18 protein-coding genes and 1 riboswitch are annotated in these 23,064 nt (G+C 42.6%); of the genes, 5 read left to right on the forward strand and 13 right to left on the reverse strand.

Annotation, left to right across the window (positions count from 1 at the left end; all coding sequences use genetic code 11):
* Positions 1–71: 71 nt before the first annotated feature.
* Positions 72–1,442 carry a sodium:alanine symporter family protein gene (locus tag F0249_RS09475; RefSeq protein WP_171756505.1) on the reverse strand — a complete coding sequence of 457 codons (1,371 nt, stop codon included), beginning with the start codon at positions 1,440–1,442 and terminating at the stop codon, positions 72–74.
* A gap of 143 nt (positions 1,443–1,585) precedes the next feature.
* Positions 1,586–1,693: riboswitch (glycine riboswitch) on the reverse strand.
* A 302-nt stretch (positions 1,694–1,995) separates the two neighbouring features.
* Here F0249_RS09475 and F0249_RS09480 point away from each other — a divergent pair.
* The 3 genes from F0249_RS09480 (at position 1,996) to F0249_RS09490 (ending at position 4,220) form a co-directional block, all read left to right on the forward strand.
* Positions 1,996–2,154 carry a hypothetical protein gene (locus F0249_RS09480; RefSeq protein WP_017052717.1) on the forward strand — a complete coding sequence of 53 codons (159 nt, stop codon included), beginning with the start codon at positions 1,996–1,998 and terminating at the stop codon, positions 2,152–2,154.
* Between the two features lie 31 nt (positions 2,155–2,185).
* On the forward strand, positions 2,186–2,920 hold the full coding sequence (locus F0249_RS09485; protein ID WP_029203387.1) for a hypothetical protein: 735 nt from the start codon (positions 2,186–2,188) through the stop codon (positions 2,918–2,920).
* Between the two features lie 208 nt (positions 2,921–3,128).
* Positions 3,129–4,220, forward strand: a complete 1,092-nt coding sequence (locus F0249_RS09490; protein WP_171756506.1) for a hypothetical protein — start codon at positions 3,129–3,131, stop codon at positions 4,218–4,220.
* Positions 4,221–4,326: 106 nt separating this feature from the next.
* On the opposite strand, the gene F0249_RS09495 is transcribed toward F0249_RS09490, so the two are convergent.
* The 5 genes from F0249_RS09495 to F0249_RS09515 all read right to left on the reverse strand — a co-directional run bounded on the left by F0249_RS09495 (position 4,327) and on the right by F0249_RS09515 (position 9,526).
* The gene (locus F0249_RS09495) at positions 4,327–5,475 is read right to left on the reverse strand and encodes an ABC transporter permease (protein ID WP_171756536.1); all 1,149 of its coding nucleotides are present in this window, start codon (positions 5,473–5,475) and stop codon (positions 4,327–4,329) included.
* Positions 5,475–6,623, reverse strand: coding sequence for an ABC transporter permease (locus F0249_RS09500; protein ID WP_171756507.1), 1,149 nt, complete (start codon positions 6,621–6,623; stop codon positions 5,475–5,477). The genes F0249_RS09495 and F0249_RS09500 overlap by 1 nt, the downstream gene beginning before the upstream one ends.
* Before the next feature lie 61 nt (positions 6,624–6,684).
* Positions 6,685–7,659, reverse strand: coding sequence for an HlyD family secretion protein (locus tag F0249_RS09505; protein WP_171756508.1), 975 nt, complete (start codon positions 7,657–7,659; stop codon positions 6,685–6,687).
* A complete protein-coding gene (locus F0249_RS09510) occupies positions 7,656–9,077 on the reverse strand; it encodes a TolC family protein (protein WP_171756509.1) in 1,422 nt (473 codons plus the stop codon). The genes F0249_RS09505 and F0249_RS09510 overlap by 4 nt, the downstream gene beginning before the upstream one ends.
* Before the next feature lie 221 nt (positions 9,078–9,298).
* Positions 9,299–9,526, reverse strand: a complete 228-nt coding sequence (locus F0249_RS09515) for a hypothetical protein (RefSeq protein ID WP_113796931.1) — start codon at positions 9,524–9,526, stop codon at positions 9,299–9,301.
* Positions 9,527–9,976: 450 nt separating this feature from the next.
* Between F0249_RS09515 and F0249_RS09520 the strand changes: the two genes are divergently transcribed.
* Together F0249_RS09520 and F0249_RS09525 are read left to right on the forward strand one after the other, a co-directional pair.
* Entirely contained in the window at positions 9,977–11,611 is a 1,635-nt protein-coding gene (locus tag F0249_RS09520) for a sensor histidine kinase (RefSeq protein WP_171756510.1), read from the forward strand.
* On the forward strand, positions 11,608–12,294 hold the full coding sequence (locus F0249_RS09525; RefSeq protein ID WP_113796935.1) for a response regulator: 687 nt from the start codon (positions 11,608–11,610) through the stop codon (positions 12,292–12,294). The genes F0249_RS09520 and F0249_RS09525 overlap by 4 nt, the downstream gene beginning before the upstream one ends.
* 93 nt (positions 12,295–12,387) lie before the next feature.
* Here F0249_RS09525 and fbpC read toward each other — a convergent pair whose 3' ends face one another.
* The 7 genes from fbpC to F0249_RS09560 all read right to left on the reverse strand — a co-directional run bounded on the left by fbpC (position 12,388) and on the right by F0249_RS09560 (position 22,917).
* On the reverse strand, positions 12,388–13,446 hold the full coding sequence (gene fbpC, locus F0249_RS09530) for a ferric ABC transporter ATP-binding protein (RefSeq protein ID WP_171756511.1): 1,059 nt from the start codon (positions 13,444–13,446) through the stop codon (positions 12,388–12,390).
* 18 nt (positions 13,447–13,464) lie between these two features.
* Entirely contained in the window at positions 13,465–15,480 is a 2,016-nt protein-coding gene (locus F0249_RS09535) for an iron ABC transporter permease (RefSeq protein WP_253825299.1), read from the reverse strand.
* 244 nt (positions 15,481–15,724) lie between these two features.
* Positions 15,725–16,759, reverse strand: a complete 1,035-nt coding sequence (locus F0249_RS09540) for an ABC transporter substrate-binding protein (RefSeq protein ID WP_113796941.1) — start codon at positions 16,757–16,759, stop codon at positions 15,725–15,727.
* A gap of 174 nt (positions 16,760–16,933) precedes the next feature.
* Entirely contained in the window at positions 16,934–18,265 is a 1,332-nt protein-coding gene (locus F0249_RS09545) for an MFS transporter (RefSeq protein ID WP_171756513.1), read from the reverse strand.
* A 133-nt stretch (positions 18,266–18,398) separates the two neighbouring features.
* Positions 18,399–20,051, reverse strand: a complete 1,653-nt coding sequence (locus F0249_RS09550) for an MASE1 domain-containing protein (RefSeq protein WP_171756514.1) — start codon at positions 20,049–20,051, stop codon at positions 18,399–18,401.
* 3 nt (positions 20,052–20,054) lie between these two features.
* A complete protein-coding gene (locus F0249_RS09555; RefSeq protein WP_113796947.1) occupies positions 20,055–20,681 on the reverse strand; it encodes a response regulator in 627 nt (208 codons plus the stop codon).
* Positions 20,682–20,874: 193 nt separating this feature from the next.
* Positions 20,875–22,917, reverse strand: a complete 2,043-nt coding sequence (locus F0249_RS09560; protein ID WP_367613432.1) for an alpha-amylase family glycosyl hydrolase — start codon at positions 22,915–22,917, stop codon at positions 20,875–20,877.
* Positions 22,918–23,064 lie beyond the last annotated feature (147 nt).

Genomic DNA, 23,064 nt, shown 5'->3' on the forward strand with positions numbered 1-23,064 from the left:
GTAACCTTACCATCAATTAAATAGTAAAAAGCCCGCGAAGTTGTCGCGGGCTTTTTGTTGGTTTAACCGTTTTATATTTTTACTGTATCCAAACTCTCTGATTGGTTCGAAGAGGTAAAAAATTGCTTAGTTTCTTCAATCACAACTTGGCGCAATGCGATTAAGCCAATAAGGTTAGGAATCGCCATGAGTCCATTCACAATATCAGCAATTATCCATATCATGTCGAGCTTCATGAATGCACCAGAAGCAACAAGTACGACAAAAATGAATTTATATGGAAGTATGGCCTTAGTTCCGAAGAGGAAAACCACGCAACGCTCACCGTAATAGTTCCAACCGAGAATGGTCGTAAACGCGAAGAAGATTAAGCCAATAGAGACGAGCATTGGACCTAAAGCGTCAGCGTTTAGACCGACCGCAAAAGCGTGAGTTGTCATCGCGGCACCCGCTAAATCTGTTTGCCACGCGCCTGTTAGAATTAACGCTAACCCTGTCATGGTACAGATGATGATCGTATCGAAGAAGGTGCCAGTCATCGAGATCAGACCTTGTTTCACACATGAATCTGTCTTCGCCGCCGCCGCCGCCATAGGGGCGCTACCTAAACCAGATTCATTGGAGAATACGCCGCGTGCAATACCTGATTGAATTGCGAGCATGATACTTGCACCTAAGAAACCGCCTGTTGCCGCAGTAGAGCTGAAAGCAGAGGTGATCACCAACTCAATGGCGCTTCCTAACTGTTGGTAATTGGTAATGATTACGCTTAAACAGGCAACGATATAAAATAGCGCCATGGTTGGAACGACTTTACCCGCAACATTCGCGATAGACTTAATGCCACCTAGAGTGACGCAGGCAACCAATACAGTCAGTGTGACAGCTGAAATTTCGCGTGAAAGCCCAAACGATATCTCAGTGGCATCTAAAATCGCGTTCACTTGTGGGAAAGTACCTATACCAAAACAAGCAACCCCAAGCGCAAATACAGCAAACATAATCGCCAACGCTTTAGAGCCAACCCCGTATTGAAGGTAATACATTGGGCCGCCGACCATTTGGCCTTTGTCATCGATTTTGCGGTATTTCACAGCCAGTAAGCATTCGGCGTATTTTGTCGCCATTCCGAATACAGCAGCAAGCCACATCCAAAATAGCGCACCCGGCCCACCAACTTTAATCGCGGTAGCAACACCAACAATGTTACCCGTACCAATAGTGGCAGAAAGAGCAGTACAAAGTGCAGCGAAACTCGTTACATCACCTTGGCCTGATTTGTCTTTGCTAAAAACCATTTTTAGCGCGGTTGGGAGATGGCGAAACTGTAGTAAACCTAAACGAAAGGTAAAGTAGACACCTGTACCAACAAGTAAAATAAGAAGTGGTGGACCCCAAACGAAGTTATCGATGGTTTGCAGTAAAGATTGTAAGTTATTCATGGTTCCCCTTAATAAAACAAAAGTGCGTGGTGCACGATTTAAGGAGAAGAGGGAAAGGGCAGTGATCTGACAGATAGAACCATCAGCCACTACTTAATAGTGATACTTATACATAAAGCAAAGTTAATATTAAGGTTGTAGCTTTCCACTCCTCTGTCCTTTTGCCTGAGAGTTTCACTAAATCATCGAATAAGATGATAAAGCTTGCTCCTTCGGCGACCGATCTAACGGTTCTCTCCAGAGGTTCCTCCAACGACAGTCCTCACTTTTCTGGATTTCTCCAGCATAAAGCGCCTGAAAGATTTACTTCTTCGGCGGGTTTATCTAACCAAATGTTAATATTTAGTTAAAAACCACTCTCCTGCAGTCTTCATCGGAACAATTACCTATAATTTATAGATAATCTGTATGCGAATCCTAACTGAATAAAAGTGTGATGTCAGCAGCAAAAAAACTGTTTGCGCAAAAGTTAAACAAGTAATCGTTGAAACTACTTTTCTCTGACGTTTTCTTCTTACAAAATGAGTTAGAATAGAGAGACTAAGGAGGGGTTATGACTCGATTAATTGCTATCGTATTTCTGATTGCTTTGGCGTTTTTACTTTTTCGTTATCGCACCAATGAAAAGCTTCAGAAAGGAGTGGTATTGAGTGTTATTGTTGGATTTTTAGTTTATACCGCATCGCTTGTGGTTTCAGAATTGGCTCGATAGAACGAGCGCGTTACTTACGGAGTATATGCGAGTGAATCAGAATACTGATTTAGATGAACAAGATGAAGTTGTTGTTATAGAAGAGCGTGATAAACGCAGTCATATCTATATTGCCATCGCTGCCGTCATTGGTATTGCTCTAGGTGGCCTTGTTGGCTCAGCGGTTACGACCAGTAAGTGGGAAGCGAGTTATCAAACGTTAGAGAATCAATACCAAGCATTACAAGCCGATAAATCACAACTTGTAACTCAAGTTGAGCAACGATCTGCGAATGTCGACTCTGAAGTTGATGAAAAAATAGCGGCTGCGTTAAAAGAGCAAGATGTTGTTCACCAACAAGAACTCGTTGAGGCTCAGCAGATATCGACAGAACTAGAGAAGGCCAACCTAGCGCTAGAGTCGCAACTCGCTGTACAGAAAGCTAAGATTGAAGAGTCTCAAAAGATAAACTCGAAACTGAATCGTCAAGCGGACATGCAAGCCACAATGTTTGAAGGCTCGCGTGATCTTTTTCGTCGTGAACTGAAGGTTTCGCAAGAACTGGAAGCACTGCAAACGGAGAAGAGCCAGTTAGAGCCGAAGCTTAAAGTATTGAAGAAAGAGTGCGATATTTATTTGGATGGAACATCTTGGGATGCGAAATCGGACTCATGCGATAAGCAAGATGAAGTTAACTCGCGTTTAAGCCAGATAAATCAAATGATCGAAGTTCACAAAATGGACTTAAGGCAGATAGAAGCACTAACGGACGAAATGGGTTTGTAATTCCGAAATTTACTCATTATACGGTTGGGTCGAAGTGAAACGCGACAATAACAAAATTAAAGGCTCATTGAGCCTTTTTTTATACCTATCATTCAGAGTGTAAGGAACTGAAGTCGAATAAAATGCATAACTAAGCGGTTTGTCACGGTATGTAGGCGTAGCTTATCAATATATTTATCAACTTAAATTTATAGAATGGATAGATATTATGAGCATGGAGCTAAATCGACAGCAGGCACAACTGGCCTTTGTTGAGAGTGGAGAAAACATTGTAATTGGAACTTTGGATGGAGTTGGAGTCTCATTAGAAGCACTTAAAAAGATAGATGACGACTCCTCTTATGTTGTAGAGTCTTTTTCTTCTGGACTGACAGCCAAGGTTTATCACTTGCGGATAAGAGGACGAGATTGGACTCTAAAACGTAAACGGCCAGAGAGTTTAGTTAAAAATGTTGATGGACAAACGTCATTTCTAAATGAAGTTCAAAGGCGACGCGACCTAACCGCTTTAAAGCAAAAGAATCCTGAGAAGTATTCGCACATTGTCGAGACTCAATATGCATCGTTGAATGATGGGATTTTACTCTCACCTTGGATTGAAGGATCGCTCATTACCCATTTTGATGCTGATATTTTTAAGCAGATCTTTTCAACAATATCAGAACTAGAACTGGCAGGTCTGTTTGAGTGGGATTTCTGTCCCGGCAACATACTGATAGATAAGATGAATCAAATAAAGTTGTTCGACTTTGGCTATATGTATCAATTTAAACCCATGACACAATTCAATAGTAATGGGCAAGATACGCCGCTTTTCAATGGTGTGGAACGTTTCGAAACACGCTTTCTGTTTGATTACTTATTAAGAAATCCGCTTGATTTGACCCTTGAACAGATCCTTGATTTGTATCGAGTGGAAAAAAGCGCTGCACTTGCGGCTTATCAATTCAAAAGGGATAAGCTGATTGCTGGTGGAGCCGATAGCCCAGTCGTCGAGTGGGTCACTAACTCTATCGATCAGTGGCAACATGCTTTGGAAAGTCCTTCCGGATTAGAAGCCTTGTATCGTATCGAAAGTTTCCGCTCAAACTCTTTAGATCTAATGGATGATTTGCACGGAAAATCGTGTAGCCCGATCACTTTGAAAAAAGCAGATCAGGTACTGCAATACATTGAAAATGATTTTGATGTGCTAAAGCGAGCGAATGGGTTTTTCTTTGGGGATGAAAACATGAGCCAAGCTGAATTGCTTAGTAAATATCGCGGTCTTAAAACTGACGCTAAGAAATATCAGCTCTGAGAGTAATGATTCTCAAGGTAAAAGATAACCATCACCACAACTAAAACCGTTAGCGAGCTTGAGTTGTATGTGCTCGCTAACGGTATTTGATTATAAACTCAGCCGATTAAGGGTGAACACGTTGTTCAAATTGTAGGCTTCGCTTAAATGACCAAAAAGCTAATGCACCCCAGCCTAATGTTTGCAACCAAAGTTGTGTCCACTGACTCGCGATTTGGCTCCATTGGGCACCTAATTGGTTAACCGATACAAATGCTTGAATACCTGAAGTACTTGGGAATAGTGACGAAACCCAAACCATAGGGGCAGGAATCATTTCAATTGGCCAAATAAACCCGGCGGAAAAAATGAGAGGCATTGAGCTAATTAAAATAATAATGGTGACTAATTCACGGCGTGGAAGGATTGAGCCAAGCCAGATTCCGATAAAGCAAGATGACAACAAAAATGGCACTAAAATAGCCAAAAGTGTCGGAATTTCAGCGAGTCGGGTTATGCCATGCATATCAAAACTTGCGCCGAAGTAATACATACTCAGTAAGAAATAGACACCAACCAGCACTAGCGCTCTGATACTAAATACTGCACGTGGCGAGTACTGGTTCCAATACCCAGTCCCAAATTTTTGGCTACCAACCATTAGCCCAGACGCCATGGCTAAGGTTTGCTGTAAAATCAGAACAAAAACAGCAGGAACAACATAATCCACATAACCCATTCTTGGATTAAACGTTGGCTTCAAATTGAGCTTAATTGGTGAAAAGTGCTCTGAAGCTAAAGCGAGTGGTTCACCTTCCATCACAAGTCGAGAGACTTTGGCTTTTGCTGCTAAAGTGCCTCCTGCTTGGGCTAACCCCTCGACAACGGTTCCGTAAACTAAGAAAAACGAAGCATCACCTGCATATGCAAGCGTCGGGCTTTTACCAAGAAGAATGTCTTTATAGAAATGTTCAGGAATCACCAGTATTCCGCTAACAGAGCTGTCAAGAAATGCCGTTTTGGCCGATTCAATCGTGTGATCACGTTGCACTATTTGGACTTGCGGGGTGGCATCAACCATTCTTTCAAGTTGGTAGCTTGATTGACTTTTATCCAAATTAACGACAGTGATCGATTGCTCTCTTGGCGTTTGTTGTGCATATGGAAGAGGGTATAGGAAAGAGTAAAAAACCACTCCGCCAAATACCGTTAATACGACAACGGGATTGGTCATTAAAGCTTTGAATTCTTGCTTGAGTAGAGACAATAAACTCATCATACTTTCTCACTCTGCTTTAAGTGTTTATTGATCAGTAAAGCGGTCAATAACAGTGGGAATAAATATCCAATCATCGGAATCAAATGTACGAGCGATTCAATTTGCGTGACGCCGTAACTCGACTGGCTCACTTGTGTCTCAATATAATGGCTAATTGGCAATAAACTACGCCATGCTTGAGCAAAAGGGTTCATGTCCGTAACGGGAAATGTAATCCCCATGAAGGCAAAACTAGGCGCGGTGAATGCACCAGCAAAACTCATTGCTCTTGCTGGATCTAGGGTCAAAAAGAAGAATAGTGAGCCCATAATCATACAAGCGATAACCGTGGCTAATTGAGCAAAAATTAACACACTAAAACCGCCATTCATTGGCCATTCAAACCCTTTATAGAACCAAAGTAAAAAGCCAATGCCTTGAATCAAGAAAACCGGTATGTAAGCAGCTAATGTTTTGACTACCGTTGTCATCGGTGATGATTTGAGCCACTTTTGAGTGCCGTAAGTACGGTGGTTAGCGGCTAAGATCATAATCGTTCCGACCACAATGACAATCTGCCATAGCGCAGGGACAACGGCAGACACAAGAAACTGTGCGTAGTTGGTATTTTTATTAAACAGAGGCGTTATCTGAGTTCGAACCGCTACCGCTTTGCCTAATGCACTTTTGGCGGTTGTATTGCCTGATGTTAACGATTTAACCACATCAAGTTGGGCGTTGAATGTACCTTGGGCTTGAAGTATTGCTGAGTTCACTAACTTACCAATCAAGATGTATTGGCTGTTATAAAAAACAGAAACTTGTGGCGGTGTACCACGGTATATGTCTTTAGTGAAGTTGCTAGGGATAATCACATAGCCGTAAATATCCCCAGAAATTAAGGCAGTTTTAGCTTGGTTTATATCGGCGTAATTGTCGTGAATTGCAAGGCTTGAAGTCGCATCAAATTCACGAGACAAAGTTCGAGAAAGTTGACTGTGTTCCAGATCGACAATACCAATAGGTAGGTCGCGAGCGATACCCTGCGAGAAAATCCACCAGATAGAAAGTGCTAAGAGCAATGGCACCCATGTTAGGCAAGAAAGTAGCCACTTATCATGTCTAACTATCTGCCATTGGGTACTAACACGCGTCGTTGATGTCATATTTTTCACAAAACATTTTTTCCACAAAACATACTTTCCACAAACAGGTAGCATACAAAGATTACAGCTCAACAACTAAACTCATGCCCATGCGAAGCGACTGAGTTTGATCAATTGGGCGGGCTTCTACTTCGAACGTTCGTAGGTCGAAGCCTTGTGCTGAATCTGTCGAGCGCCAAGTGGCAAAATCACCCATAACAGCAACATGAGAAACTTCAAACTCTAACGTATCATCAAGGGCAGGGAGGTAAGCTTGAAAGTGAGTCCCTTTTTGGAATGATTTAAGTTGATCTTCACGTACATTTAAAACGGCCCAAGAGTCTTTGGTATCAATAACGGTCACAACAGGGAAGCCTTGTGGAGCAAGTTCACCACTGTTAAGCAGCACTTGTGACACTTCACCGTTGAACCAACTCTCGATTTTTGTATCCGCAGCATACGCTTCCACTTCCGCAACAGCGCCCGCTGCCATTACCGCTTTTTGTTCAGCAGCCAGTTTACTCTCATCACGCAAACCTTCTTTGGTCAGTTGGTACATCTGGAACGCTGCACTTTCGGTGTATTTAGCCGCTTGCCACTGGGTTTTGGCTTCATCACGTTTCTGTTCAGCAACCACGCCATCGTTATATAGGTTGTTCACACGTTGGTAGGTTTTTTCCATCAAGTTTGCCGCAGCTTTGGCTTTTTGCCATTGGTCTTTAGCGGCTTGAATTTGCTGTGTTCGAGCGCCTTTCTCCGCTTCTTTTGCCATTGCGCCAGCCGCTTTTTGTCCAGCAATAGCTTGCTCTAATTTAGCCGCAATTTCTGGGCTATGAAGAGTGAAGATAAGCTGACCTTTTTCAACCATGTCACCTTTTCGAACGAGAACCTGATCAATTCGCCCCGGTACTTTCGAGGATATACTGTATTGTTGCGCCTCGATTTGGCCTTGCAAGCGAATCGGTTGAGGTTGATAAGCGTGATAGAAACTACTTCCTACCCAACCAACGACACCAATTGCAAAAATAGAGATAAGTGCTGGCTTTAGTCGTTTCATGATGGATCCTTTTGTGTTGCATTGTCAGTCGTTGATGCAGAATATTGGTATTGAGGGAAAGCGTTCATTTCACTGCTTAAAGCCAACAGTTTATTGAGTGAGATTAAATATTGAAAACGTGCAACGGATTGTTGAGTTTTGATGCTGGCTAAGTAGAGTTGTGCGTCAACTACTTCTAATGAGTTAGCCAAACCTTGCGTAAAGGCTTTGCTGCGAAGGCGAAGGTTTTCATCGGCAAGTTTTAAACTTGAATTCAACCCACTGACTTCTTCAACGGATTGTTCTGCTTCTAAATAGGTTTTCTCTACTAGCACGCTTAAGTCTTGTTTGGCTTGTGCCTTTAAATACTTCACCTGAGATACAGCACTATGGGCCGCTTTAATATTTTCCGAACGCCCAGAAGTTTCAATAAGCGGGATATTAACCCCAACGCCAACTAACCAATCAGGTTTCATCTGGCTTGCGAGTGAATCGTCTTCATGCAGACTGTAATCACCAAATAGGAAAACTTCAGGGTAATATTTGCCTTTTTCAGCAGCGATAAGGCTACTGGCTTGCTTTTGTTTAGCGTCTAAAATAGCGAGGCCAGGGTAGGTATTCAGTGTTTGATCAATGAAAGCGCTGAGCGGCGGTAGATTGTCATTGGTAAACAGAACATCACTTGGTTCTACTTGTACATCTTGGCTAAGAATTTGAGTGAGAGCCGACTGAGCAATATCAAGGTTACGCTGGGCTTTCTTTCTATCTACGATCGCTTTATCAAGAGAAGCTTCTGCTTGAAGTCGTTCAACATGCGCGATTTGCCCTTGTTGCTCCATTTTTATTGCAAAATCTCGGTGCTGCGTTAGCCCCGTTTCTACATTTTTACGTGTCTCTAATACGTCTTGGGCCAGCAATACGGAGAAGTAATATTTGCTTAAGTCTTCGTAACGAGCTTGAATTTCCATCGCCAATTGACTTTTCGCTTCATCAGATTGACCTTCCGCTGCGTTTTGAGCCGCAGTAATTCGACCACCTGTAAAGATAGGCCAGATAGCTCGAATTGATGAACTGAAAATGTCACGTTCGGTAATGGTCGACGTTGTACTGAGTAGAGCATTTGCAATAGCATTTTCAAAGGGAGGAAGTGGTGGTAAAACCGCACCTGTACTATCGAGCAGTTGCTGTCCAGAAACGGTCACATCGGTATCAAGGCGAATGTATTTCGCACCAAGAGTTACTGAAGGTAAGTTCAGGTCATCCTTCGCGCTTTGTAAATGTTGGTAGCGTTCGACGTTAGCTCGTTGTGCAGCTAAAGAGTTGTTGCTTCGCTGCAAAATTTGCCAAGCATCTTGGAATGAGATTGGTGCCGCATAGGGTTGGAAAGAGAGGGCGCTAGAGAGCAAACCTAATAGCGCAGATGCGTATTTAACCTTCATGACAGCCTTGAAATTAAAATTAGAGTAATAGCTCTAATTGTATCATAAAACGATTGATTTGTCTCGAAGTGATGATCAAGTTGAATATATTAGAACTAATTGAAAGCAGAACTGTGAGCCAGAATTTATTGTTATGCAATAAAAAAGAGTACGAACAATATCGTACTCTTCCTTAAGGTTGAGTATAGATGAATCAGCCCGGCGTGCTGTTAAAACAAAGCTTAGTCAAATGCAGGGCAATGGTGATCGGCTCGCCATTCAAGTTGTCGTGAACCTTGCATGGTGTTTAGCAGATCTCGACCAGACATTTGAGGAAAAGCAAGTAGTACATGTAAATCACTTGGTGAGCTTGCGTTTTTTTCATACGCACGAACGTGTGTGAAAGTAGCTTGTACATTATTTAACAGCATCGCCTTAGTTAGGCAGATTCCAAAACAGTCTCGTTGCATTGTTTTATTCCTTTTAACAATGTTAGAACGTTATGATTATTGTACTATTTTGAATAGACATCCTGATTACGTAGGTAAGTATTCATGGTGGAGGCTTGGTTCCTCTCTGCTATATGCCTTACCACAGGGCAATTCCATTGCGTATTATTTATCCACTGAAATAAGTATATGCGTATTGATCTAAAAATAGATAAAAAAGAGCTAAAATCTACATGATCTAGATCAATTAAATGGCTTATTGATATGCATCTGATAGCGCCAGCTTACAGAAGGTTCGGAAAGAATAGTTAGGCATTATATAAAGCAGACTAAGTTTGAATTTATGTGCTACTGAAGAGGTAAAGATAAAAGCCCTCTGTTCACAGTTATTTATACCATCACAAGCCTTGTTGTTGCTTAAATGTTAAATTAGATCCGTTGTAGTGTTTGAATTTTTAATGGGGTGCATTCATGAAGTGGAAGCAAATCAGTTTTCGAAAACGAATGCTGATCATCATGACGTTATCGGGCTTAATTGAACTGCTGATTTTATCGGCGGCGGGCTTTGCTTATATTAAGCACTCTCAAGAGAAAGAGATAGGTTTAAAAGCGTTGGGTGTGGCCTCGTTTTTAGCAAAGTCGGATGCGGTCGTGAATCTGATCGAAACGCGAGATTTTCGTGCAATGAATAGTGCCGATGTACAAGACCGATACCGAAAACTAACGGAAATGATCGGGGCCGCGTTTATTGTGATTGGCGACGACGAAGGCGTTCGTCTGGTTCACCCTGTTGATCATCGACTAGGTAAGCCAATGAAAGGCGGGGATAACGCTCGGGCTTTAATTCACGGCGAAGCTTATGTTTCTATTGCTCAGGGATCTCTTGGGCGCTCGGTTCGTGGGAAAGCAGCGATATTCAATCGCGATGGTGATGTGATAGGGGTGGTTTCCGTTGGTTATCTACTCGACACATTACAAGATAAAATCGAACCTTACCTCGCTTTTCTGATCTTAATGGCACTTCTAGTCGTTGCCGCAAACGCACTGCTTTCAAGTTATGCTTCACGCCGGTTTCAAAAAGCCATTTTAGGTTTTGAGCCCGAAGAGATTGGCCGTTTATATGTGGAGCTGGACGTTACCATGAGTACAATCAAAGAGGGGATCATCAGTATTGATTCAAACGGCATACTTCGATCAATCAACAAAAGTGCCTGCCAGATTTTAGATATCGACAGGAAATCCTCGCTTAATCAGCCATTAACGAAAGTGTTGCCTGACAGTGACTTGAATAAACTACTCAAATCTGGTGAACACGATCATGATATTGAACTGTATCTAAAGCAGAAACGCTTAATTGCAAACCGTAGCCCGATAGTTGTGGAAGGGAAAGTGGTTGGTGCTGTGTCGAGTTTTCGTTTACGAGATGAGATAAATGAACTGACAGAGCAACTCTCCCAAACCAAAGAGTATGCGGATTTATTGCGTTCTCAGACCCATGAGCATCAAAATAAACTGAATACTATCAGTGGATTAGTTCAGATGGGGGAATTAGATGCCGTACAAAATTTAATTGGACAAGAAACAGAGCATTATCAAGCATTGATTGAGTTCTTGCGTGAAACAATTAAAGACCCATTGATTGCTGGGATGTTGCTGGGAAAAACAGAACGGGCACGAGAATTAGGCTTAGTGCTAAAAGTTGAAGAAGGCTCCAGGCTTGAAGTCATGCCAACTTGGCTAAACTCGGATGATGTCGTTACGGTATTAGGAAACCTCATTGATAATGCGTTCGATGCGACCATGAGTGTGATTAACAGTGATCAACATGTATCCCCTGATAGGAGGGTCATCGAGGTTTCTTTAAGTGATTTTGGAAATGAAATTATTCTAGAAGTGGATGACCAAGGCTGTGGTTTGCCCCACGATTTAGATACCACAACACTGACGAATAAAGGGGTTTCAAGCAAAGCTAAACACAACCGAGGTGTGGGCTTGTATTTAGTGAAGACGCTGGCAGACCGATATCACGGACAGCTAGAAATGACGAGTGACAAGGAGTACGGAACGAGAATGACGGTCTATCTACCGAAGGAGTCTCAGCTATGATCTCAGCCACTAAAGTGATGATTATTGAAGATGATGTTGCGATTGCTGAGCTTCATCACCGCTATTTACTTCAAATGGGCGGCTTTGATGTTGTAGGCATTGCGACGACTCAATCTGAAGCTGAAATGCAACTTGAAGTATTGAAGCCTGATTTAGTGATTTTGGATGTTTATCTTCCTGATGGAAATGGCCTCGATATTCTACAAAAAGTGCGCGGTAATAATCAGCACTGTGATGTTATTTTGATTACTGCTGCTCGTGATGTCGACACACTACAACAGGCGATGCGTGGTGGTGTGGTCGATTATTTGCTTAAGCCTGTGATCTTTTCTCGGTTGGAGGTGGCGCTTAAAAAGTACCAATCTCAACAAACAGAGCTGGATAATGTGGCCGATTTTAACCAAGGTTTGGTTGATAAAATGCTTCAAGCGAATGCCAATGTAGAATCGAGCCATCAACGCTTACCTAAGGGTATTGATAGTGTGACACTCGATAAAATTCGCAACTTATTTCAAGAACCTGTTAGCTTAACGGCGGATGAAGCTGGTGATCAAATAGGGGCAAGTCGAACCACCGCAAGACGCTATCTTGAGTACTTGATCAGTTCCGGAGAATTAGAAGCGGATTTGAATTACGGCAGCGTTGGCAGGCCTGAGCGGTGTTACTGTCGATTAGTACGTTAGCGGTATTTAAAACATGGGAATATACACATAAAGAAAAGGAGCAGTGAATGCTCCTTTTAGTGATTTGACCATATTGAGATGCAATATCAGTTTTTACTGCGCATTAAACGGCAATAAGAATAAGCCTGTTGGATTTATGGTTAAGTAAGCATGATCTGATAATGAGGCATCAAATTGCGATGAATTAAGCTGCAATAAAATCTCGTGATCGTGCCAAGTCACACCAACTTCATACATTGTGCCCATGTAAGCGACTTTATTCACTGTGCAACGTTGGCTCTCTTCACCTTGATTGGTAAGCAGTATCGCTTCAGGGCGAACCCCAATTTGATATTCGTTGATGGGAAACCCTTCAATCATCGTAGGATCTGCCGGTATTTTATATTCGTTAATGTTAATGCTTTCGCCATCAAAATAGCCAGGAAAAATGTTGGCTTCACCCATGAAGTTCGCCATAAACATTGATGCTGGTTTTTTGTAGAGGTCGGTTGGTGAACCTTTCTGCATGATGTCACCGTCTTTCATTACAATCACGGTATCAGATACGGCAAAGGCTTCAGTTTGATCATGAGTCACGTAAAGCGATGTAATATTAAAGCGCTGCTGTAACTCACGAATGGTTTCACGCATATTACGGCGCAAGTTAGCGTCTAAATTACTTAATGGCTCATCAAAAAGCAGCACTTTTGGTTTCAATACTAAGGCGCGAGCTAAGGCGACACGTTGTTGTTGACCACCTGATATTTGGTCGACAAAACGGTTCCCAAATCCCTCAAGATCAACTAACTTAAGCGCTTCATCCACTCGTTGTTTGATTTCGCTAGTGGGTAGTCTTAACATTTTTAAACCATAGCCGACATTTTCATGCAGAGACATATGAGGGAAAAGTGCGTAAGACTGAAACACCATACAAATGTCACGCTGTTGAATCGACGTATTGGTGACATCTTCCCCATCAATAAATATTTGACCGCTTGTTGGCTTTTCTAGCCCCGCAACTAAACGTAACACCGTGGTTTTTCCGCAACCAGAAGGGCCAAGTAGTGTCACTAAACTGCCTTTTTTGATCTCTAGGTCCAAGTCGCCAATAACTGTGTTATCACCAAACTTCTTGCAGACATTTTTTAGAACCACAAAGTTTTCATTTTCCATTATCAATATCTCCAATCGTTATTCTTGGTTGTTAGCTTTAGAGCGAGACACACGTGCTTCGCCTACAAGAGAGTCAAAAATTAAAATAATCGACAACATCACTACAATGAGGATTGAGCCGTATGCGATAGCGATACCATATTCGCCATCTTCAACGCGGTTCAAAATGTAGGAAGTTGCGACACGGGTTTCTGGCGTAACCAAGAAAATGATCGCGCTTACCGTCGTCATTGCACGGACGAAGCTGTAAATCAACGTTGAAAGAATTGCCGGCCTTAACAGGGGAAGTAGAATATGGGTAATCGTTTTGAGTGAATTAGCGCGCAGGCTTAGTGACGCTTCATCTAACGATTTATCTAATTGTCCTAAACCAGCAACCCCGGCACGAATGCCAACGGGTACATTTCGCATTACCATGGAAATAATCACGATTGCGGCAGTTCCCGTAAGATAAACTGGTGCGTCATTAAACGCGAGAATATAAGAGACACCTGCAACCGTTCCAGGTACCGCAAAGCAGAGCATAGTGGCAAATTCGATGACTTTCTTGCCATGGAATTGTTGCCTTACTACGATGTACGCAATCAATAAGCCGAAGAAAGCCGTAATTGGAGCAGCAATACCAGCGTAAGTCATGGTTGTGATTAACGATGGCCATGCACCTTCACTCATTCCCATGCCAAATAGATTGATGTAGTTGTCGAACGTTAAGCTGTAATCCACACCCCAGTTGACCGTAAAGCTACCGAAAATAATGCTGCCATAAAGCAGAACATTGAAGGCCATCCAGAAGTAGAGTAGGCCTGTGACGCCATGTTTCAGTGTCGGCGGTAGTGGTTGAACATCACCACGGTAAGATTTACCCGAAATCGTGACGTACGAACGTTTACCAATCCATAAATACTGGACCACGAAAATAGCCAGTGAGAACAATAGTAGAACAGCGCCTAATGTACTGGCTGAAGCATAATCGAGCTGCGCACCTGCAATATAGAAGTAGATTTGAGTTGCTAGAACATCAAAGCTGCCGCCCAGTACTAATGGGTTACTGAAATCAGCCAGAGATTGAACAAAGATGATTAAGAATGAGTTAGCCAGTGCAGGTTTAAGCAGCGGCATCACAATCTTGAAGAAAGTTTGGTAGCGATTCGCCCGCAAGGTGTAAGACGCTTCTTCCAGTGAAGGGTGTAGCGACTTCATTGCTCCATCCAAAATCATGAAAGACATTGGCGCGAAGGCAAGTACTTGAGCCATCCAAATACCAGTAAAACCATACAACCAGTTTGTCTGTTGTAAACCAAACCAATCGACCATGAGCTCAGTAATGTAACCTGAACGACCTAGCATTAATGTTACCCCAAGGCCGACAACGAATGGTGGTGTGACAATCGGAAGGATGGAGAAAATACGTGCGATAAAAGCTGAACGCTTGGCGATTCGAGTGGTGTAGATTGCAAAGATAAGACCAAAGAAGGTTGCGCCAATACCAACAGAGGTGCCAAGCATGATGGAATTAAGAATGATTTGAACAATTTGTGCTTTAGTGATGATTTCGACAAATTGCCACATCACGAAGTTGCCCATATCATCTTTAAACATAGGCACGAAAATCGCGACGCTTGGATAGATGATGAAAATAGAGATCAGCAATACTATTGAAATCAATGAACCGATAACAAACGTATCTCCACCTAAATATTCAAGTCGAGAGAAGGCAAGGGTGATGACCGCGCCCAGACCAACGAATAAAAAGATACTGGCGTAGCCTAGGCCTTGCTCCGTGTACCAAGAAGTGAGTAACGCCAAGAGCATACATGCACTTGAAAATCCAATATCGAAGTAGTGACGTTTTTTTGCGTATTTGTTTTGCGCTTGGCATGGTCTAATTAATAGAACCAAAGGCAAAGCAAACCACAACCATGAGATGTTCATCCCACTCCAACCCATTGCGGCTTTGAACTCTTCTGGTGTTGATTCAAAAACACCATAGTCGAGAGAGAACACAGGCAGCAATATAAATGCTCCGATCAGCATAGCAACCCAGTAGAAAACGGGATCCCTCTGATGCGTTTTTTGATCTTGGTGAGAACTTTGGTGTTGGTCAGAGCTTTGGCGCTGGGGAGTAGTCGATTCAGCTGCTAAGTCATTCATTGTAAATTACCAAATTAAGGGTGTGAAAAGCCGTAAGCATGACACGCACGCTTATTGAAAATCGTATCGAGAATAAAACGGTGAGCAGCGCACAAACGCTGCTCGATATGGGGATTACCTAGGTGGTTTATTCGCCCATTTTAACGACGTTTACCCATTTGTTGATTAAACGCTTACGCTCTGCCGATGAACCGTATGTGTCCATGTCATAGTTGATGAGCGTTAGATCTTTCGGGTTAAGTGCATTTGGAGATTGCTCTGCTGATGTGTTGGTTAGGATTTGGAAAGATTGACCTTTTTTCCATGCTAACTCTTGGCCTTGTTTCGATAGCACCCAATCGACAAACAGTTTTGCATTGTCGATGTTACGTGCACCTTTAATAATACTCACTCCACCAATTTCATAGCCAGTCCCTTCACAAGGAGAAATTAGCTCAAGTGGTGCCCCTTTTGATTGCTCTAGTGAGTAATCGTGTAAGAAACCAATACCAATCGCGATTTCACCACGAGCAGAGTTACGTGATGGGGTCACGCCAGATTTGGTGTATTGCGAAATGTTTTTATCCAGATCTTTAAAGTAGGTAAACGCTTTGTCTTCTGTCCACAATTGAATGAACGTTGCCAGCGCAGTATAAGCGGTACCAGAACTTTGTGGATCGGCTATTTGAATTTCATCTTTGTATTCAGGTTTGGTTAGGTCACTCCAACAGCGAGGGATCTCTAAACCTTTTTCGGCTAGACGCTTAGTGTTGACACCGAAACCAAGAATCCCCATGTAAACCGCAGAGGAGTAGTTACCTTTACGTTTTGCTGGATCTTTGTAGTTGTCCATGATGAATTCAAGTTGTGGCGACTTGTAGGCTTGAAGTAGATCCATTTCCCCCGCTTGTGATTGCGGATCAAGTGTACCGCCGTACCAAACATCGGCACGTGGGTTTTTCTTTTCTGCTTCAATTTTAGCTAATGTGCTGCCTGAGCCATTTCGAACAAATGATGTTTTTACATCATATTTTTCAGAAAAGGCTTTTGTCTCCGCTTCACACATTGCATTTGTTGCGCTGCAATATACGACAAGTCGACCATCTGCCATTGCTTGAGGGGCAGCAAATGCAGAACCAAGGATGCAAGCGGCCAGTAGGCTGCGGTGAGTTCTAACTTTCATGTTATTTCCTCTGCTTTTTATAATGAACTCAATGCGAGAGTGTGGTTGTAGGGCGCATTGAGTTCTTACCACAATCCAGTGATAAGTTTGTGTCACCACGCATAGAGCCTGATGATTTTATTTGTGAACAACGTGGGTAAGCAGAGAACACCCACGTAAATTGATTCACGCTTGTTAAGGGGTTCTCATCTTTTCAGCACGTTGCTGTGCTTTTACAAAAGGCAAAATCAGTAGGCCGATAGAAGCCGCCGATAATGTAATTATGCTGAAGAAGCCTTCCCAGCTAAATTGTTCAATAATTAGTGCGATTGGGTAACTCGCAAGTGCGGCACCTAAGTAGCCAAATAGACCGACAAAGCCTGTTGCCGTACCTGCTACGTCTTTATGCGAACATTCCGCGGCTGCCATTCCAATCATCATTTGTGGGCCAAAAACAAAGAAACCGATGGAGAAAAAACAGCCAGAAAGCACGATAAAATTGTCTAAAGGCGTGAGCCAAAGTGCAGCAACTGAAGCAAAAATCCCTAATGCGAAAATCAAGTTCATCGGTGCTCGGTTACCACGGAAAAATCTATCAGAACCCCAGCCACCAAACAGAGACCCGAGGAATCCGCCGATTTCAAACATTGACACGGCGGCATTGGCTGAAAACAGTTCAAAACCGTGCCTTTGCATGAGATACAGATTGCCCCAATCATTAATCGCAGTCCGTACCACGTAGACCAAGAGATATGAACTGCACAGTAACCAAATATATTTATTACCTAATACATAGGTGGTGAGGATCTGTCTAAAGTTAAGTCCTCGGCCTTCTTGTTCATGACGTTTTTCAAGTTCATCATTACGCCATTCACCGACGCTAGGCAGGCCCATACTGGTGGGCTTATCTCGCATGCGAAAGCATAAGACTCCGCCGACTAAAATGGCGAAAACACCAGGCAATATAAATCCGTATCGCCAACCCCAATTCATCGCGGTGAATCCAATGACGATTGGAATCAAAGCGCCACTTAAATTGTGGCAAGTGTTCCAAATAGACCACCAGAAACCACGTTCAGAACGCGAATACCACGTGGTGAGAAGTTTGGCGCATGGTGGCCAACCCCAGCCTTGGAAGAAGGCGTTTAATGTCCACAGTATGGCGAACATCAAAAGGGATGAGCTCAAACCAAAAGCAATGTTGATAATGCCAGTGGCGATTAACCCTAACCCCATGAAATAACTTGGTTTAGATTGGTCGCTCACCATGCCAGAGACAAACTTTGATACACCGTAAGTGATGTAAAAAAGTGTGCCGAGAAAGCCAATGTCGGAATGTTCTAATCCGAGATCTCTGAGCATAGCGGGCATAGCAAAATTCAAACTTTTTCGAGTGAAGTAAAACACGCCATAACCAACATACATCGATAGCATTAAGTGCAGTCGCCAATATTGATAAGTGGCGTCGATCTGACTTTTATCTGTTATCGGTTTAACTGGTTGCTCGGTAGAAAGAAACCCCATCATGTTGTTGACTCTCCTTGGTACGAATTGATGTTACTAAACAGATTGAGATAATGAATGAGACAAATTTATAAACGACTAAGAAAATTTCCTAGTTTTATTGTGGGAAGGTGATTTTTGTGGGCTACTTAACAAATTACTTACTTAAAGAAAACGTTTTCGTTGGTAAATTGATGGTAATTCGGGTTCCGTTGAACGGTTTTGGGTCTAAATGACCTTGTTTATCTAATTCAGAAGGCATATCTGGGGCTAATTGGCGGGTTTGAATGGTCATATTTCCTCCTAACGCACTGACCCGTTCTTCAATCCCTTTAAGACCTTGGCCCTTGATTTTCCAATTCTCAGGTAACCCTTTGCCATTATCTCTCAGCTCTAAACTAAAAATATCACCGGGCATTAAGCTCAGTTTTACTTCGGTGGCATTTGCATGCTTACTGACATTATTAAGTAACTCTTGAGCAATACGGTATAAGGTTACAGCGGTGATATCGTCGAGTTTTTCAGCGAAAAGACCAAAATTTAGTTTAAAATCAATTTTACGTTCGGCAAAACGCATTTCTGAACTAAGTTGACGAACCGCATCCTCTAGACCAAGCTCATCGAGAGTATGGGGGCGAAGTTGGGTTAGCAGTTGGCGAGTGGAGCTATGTATTCTTAGCGCCAGTGAATTGATGGTTGTAGCAATGTTCTTGCTATTTTCATCTTGGCTTATTCGATCTGCTAACATGGCTTGAATTTGAATTGCGGTAATATTCTGACCGATTTCATCATGTAACTCACGGGCGACAGATTTTCTTATGTCTTCTTCTACTTGAACGAGCTGTCTAGCTAAGTGCTGTTTATTCGCGAGCTCGATTCCCAAATCGTTATTGACCTGTTGTAGTTGTTTGGCGAGTAAATATTGGCGGCTGATCGCGATACCAAGCCCTAATCCAACCAGTGCTTGCGTGGTCATAAAGATTTGCAGCTCTTGGTCTGATTCAAAGGAACCAGTGATCTGCCTTGCGGTAGCGAGCAACATACTGTTGATTACACTGGCTAACACACCGCCTTGCCAGCCATATTTATACGCCATAAAAATGTTAGGCAGCAGAATGATAAGCAACGCGAGCGGCTTCATTTGTTCCAATAGAGTTAGCTCGGCCAGCAGCCCAATACTAAAGAAACTGATTCCCCATAACAGCGCGGAAGGGCGTAACCGAACTTCTTGATGTATGAGTGTTGGGCTAAGAGGGAGCCATATTTTCTGCTGCAAATAGTCGTAGAGTAGGTATAAAAATGGAGCGAGTAATATTCCACCTGTTAATGCTGAAATTGTGGTGGAAAATACATAGCTGATTGGCATTTCTAAGGGCTTAATTAAAAGCAAGATAGCTAGGCCACAAAGCAAACCATGAATTAACGTTAGGCTCGTTAGTGCAAGAATCTTTTGCCAATAAACAGTGAGAGGCTGCCAGTAGCGGTGAAAGGGGATGGCGATAAAATATGGAAGGAAAGCAAAGATAGGCAGCAAATTTTCATGACTATACTCCGCTAATAAGTAGACTAAGCTTCCTGAAATTACCAGTTCACTGAAAACAAAGACTCGCCATAATGGGCGCGGTGACAAAGTGAATGCGACAAGTTTTAAGCCACTTGGCAGCAATAGCCCTGCAAGTAATATATCGGGTGATAAGTAACGACTAATATTCCATAAGCAAAACCAACTGATGCTGTAAATAAAAAAGCCAAAAGCATAGGTAAAGGTGTCGGCAAAGATTGGTCGGGAGTTTTGGTTTTGTTGTACCATTGCTTATTCAGCGAGCAGTTTGTGCTTGAGAGCGAAGCGGATGAGATCCACATTATTAGCCAGCCCTAGTTTACTTAAAATGTTGGCGCGGTGAACATGAATTGTTTTATGGCTGATCGAGAGTTCTGTACCAATGTGTTTGACATCTTCACCTTGGATCAGGTGGTTAAATACTTCGATTTCTCGCTTCGTAAGCTCATCTAATGCTGAGGGAGTAGCAGACGCGTTACTTAAATTGAATAGCGCATCGGCACATAAATATCGATCGCCGTTGGCGACTGTTCTGATGGCAGTTACTAACTCACCTGGCCCACAGCGTTTAGATAAATAACCGCAAGCTCCTGCTTCAATAGCTTGGCTAACGAATGAAGCTGAATCATAAATACTGAGAATAATGGCGCGGAAGTTCGGCTGTTCTTTACGAAGTTTACTTAGTAATACTAAACCACTTTCATCAGGCATGGAAATATCGATGACAGCAACATCTACTGATGATTTGACTAAGGCTTTAAAAGCTTCTGAGGCACAACTATGTTGGCTGTGCACATTAATATCAGACTCAACACTAAGCAATTGTGCAAAGCCAGAACGAACCATAATGTGGTCATCAACGAGAGCGACAGAAATCATATATATATCCTTATTTAAGGTCGCCATCATTGCAAAAGGGATTTGAACCTTCAAATGGCTCGACAAATAGATGTGATGGTAGTCGCTCATCTTTGGTGATTAATTTATAATTAGTGGTTAGAAATATAAAGAGAGCGCCATTTGGCACTCTCTTTCGTTGACCTGTAATATTGTTTGAGTCAAATATTCAGGATTATGGACACTGAGCAATCATGGTTTGTTCTGGTGTTCCATCGTTGGCGAACTTTAAGCTCCAAACGTAATGACCTGCTTGAAAAATAGTGGTGGCGGTATCTTTACCATACCCACCTGGAACCAGCGTTGCTTCTTGACCAAGTGAAAGGGTCGTGTTGTCAGCTGTAAACTGCGGGGCCCAGTCATTACTTGCATATTGCATCTTATAGCTACCTATTTTTTCATTAACGACGACTTGGTAAACCCCGTCACCTTTGTATTGAAAGGCGCGAGAAGAGACATGTTTCCAATTCGAGTCTGAAAAATCTCCGACAACGTATAAGGTTTCGGTGATTGGGCCGGGCTCATTCATCGTTGGGTTATCACATTGCGCCATGAATGAGTCGTTGTCCGGGTTGGGTTTACTGCTGTCATTTTCGATTGGTCCTTCAATGCTCGGTTGATCAACGCTTAAAAATTTTGCTTCAAAAGGGGCCAATTCAATTTCGTAGAGGCCACCAGCAAGGTTGAGTTTCGTACCGGATTGAAGGTTTGTAAGCGTACCTTTTGAGCCAATATTATTAGCGGCTAAAGTTAATGTTTGAGTTTGGTCACTGGTGCTGACCAGATATAACAGAATATCGTCGGTGAACTGCTTATGATCCACATAAGCATCTTCTGTGGCAATAATATTGGTGCGTTGGCCGGAAGAGAGTGCAGGGTGTTGGGCTCTTAATGTCATGAGTTCAGTTACATAGGCTTTAAGGTTTAACTGCTTCGTATTTAAAGAGACGCTGATGCCTTCAATTTTAGCGCTAGTTCTGGCGACGTGGTCATCACATAGCCCGTCAATGGCACATGTATCATTGGTGACCTGTTGAGAAAATCCGTCTAATTGGTCACCGATCTCATCGCCGTAATAGAGTGTGATAGGTCCGGTGTAAGCAGCTTGAAATGATATCGCGGCTTTATAGCGCTGCCAATACTCGGCATCTTCAGGGTTTGCTATATTTCCACGTTGCAGTAAGTCGCCGAAGCGAACGAGATCGTGGTTACCTAGCATAAGATTTGGTTTGGCGTGGTCAGGATAGAGTGCATGTAAGCGCATCCCTTCATCGAGCCATTTTCCGCCTTTATTTCCTACATTGCTTTCATTGACAGCAAAGGTTTCAACGACACGATAACGAACAGGAAAGTCGTAGGCAGAACAGAGTGCAGGGTTGTCTTGTTCACCATAGCCTGTCTCTTTGATGTAATTCTCATTATTCCAAATTTCAGCCACCATATAACCGAGAGGATTAACAATTTGGCCATCGCTGTTGGTGTAAGTCACTGATGATGATGCTTGATCGACCGTTCTACGAATTTCAGTCCAAGCATCAGTTGGAACTTGATAAGCTTGATCCAATCGCCAGCCATCAATTTTTAGTTCCTTAATCCAGTATTCAGCTACTTCTTGATAAAAAGGTAAGCTTTCTGGATAAGAGACTGGGTTACTTGCACCAGAAGGGAGTTGCCCCGTTGGCGATGGCATTATATTCGCTTTGTGATGACCAAACACGCCATCAAAGAATACATACAAACCTTTTTTATGCGCTGTTTCAACTAATTCTTTGGCTTTGTCTATGTCACCAAATCGAGGGTCAATCGTGAAGTAATCTGTGGCGAAATATCCTGTTGCATCAAGTCTATTAGCCCAATGGTCTTGACCTTTTAGTGGTTCAGAGTTAAATACAGGAGTCATCCATATGGCGTTCATTCCAAGCGATTTTATGTAGTCGAGAGAATCGATAATGCCTTGAATATCGCCATTATGGTGACTGGATCCATAACCCGTACCATGGCCAATATTTGTATCACCATCAATAAAGCTTTCCACCATGACTTGGTAAATTCGCAAATCGTTGGACGTATTATTAGTCTCAATAGAACACGCATAGGCGGAAGGCGGTGAGGTGGTTGCTTTTGATGATGATTCAGAGCCATTACAGCCAGTGATTATTGTTGTTATTGAAAGGATAGTCGTGGCGATTATCCTATTTTTTTGATTGTTAATATTCACGTTATTTTCCTGATTTTAGTTATAACTGAATAATAAACAACACGAAAAATAAGATAACCTCCTTAAAACTGTACTTAAGGGGCGGAGTGGAAAGGCTGAGAGATCTTGCTCACGTCGAAGTTGTTTGGTAGGGCTACCAAATGAGAG

It is taken from the genome of Vibrio sp. 03-59-1, from assembly GCF_013114135.1.
Lineage (GTDB): Bacteria > Pseudomonadota > Gammaproteobacteria > Enterobacterales > Vibrionaceae > Vibrio > Vibrio cortegadensis.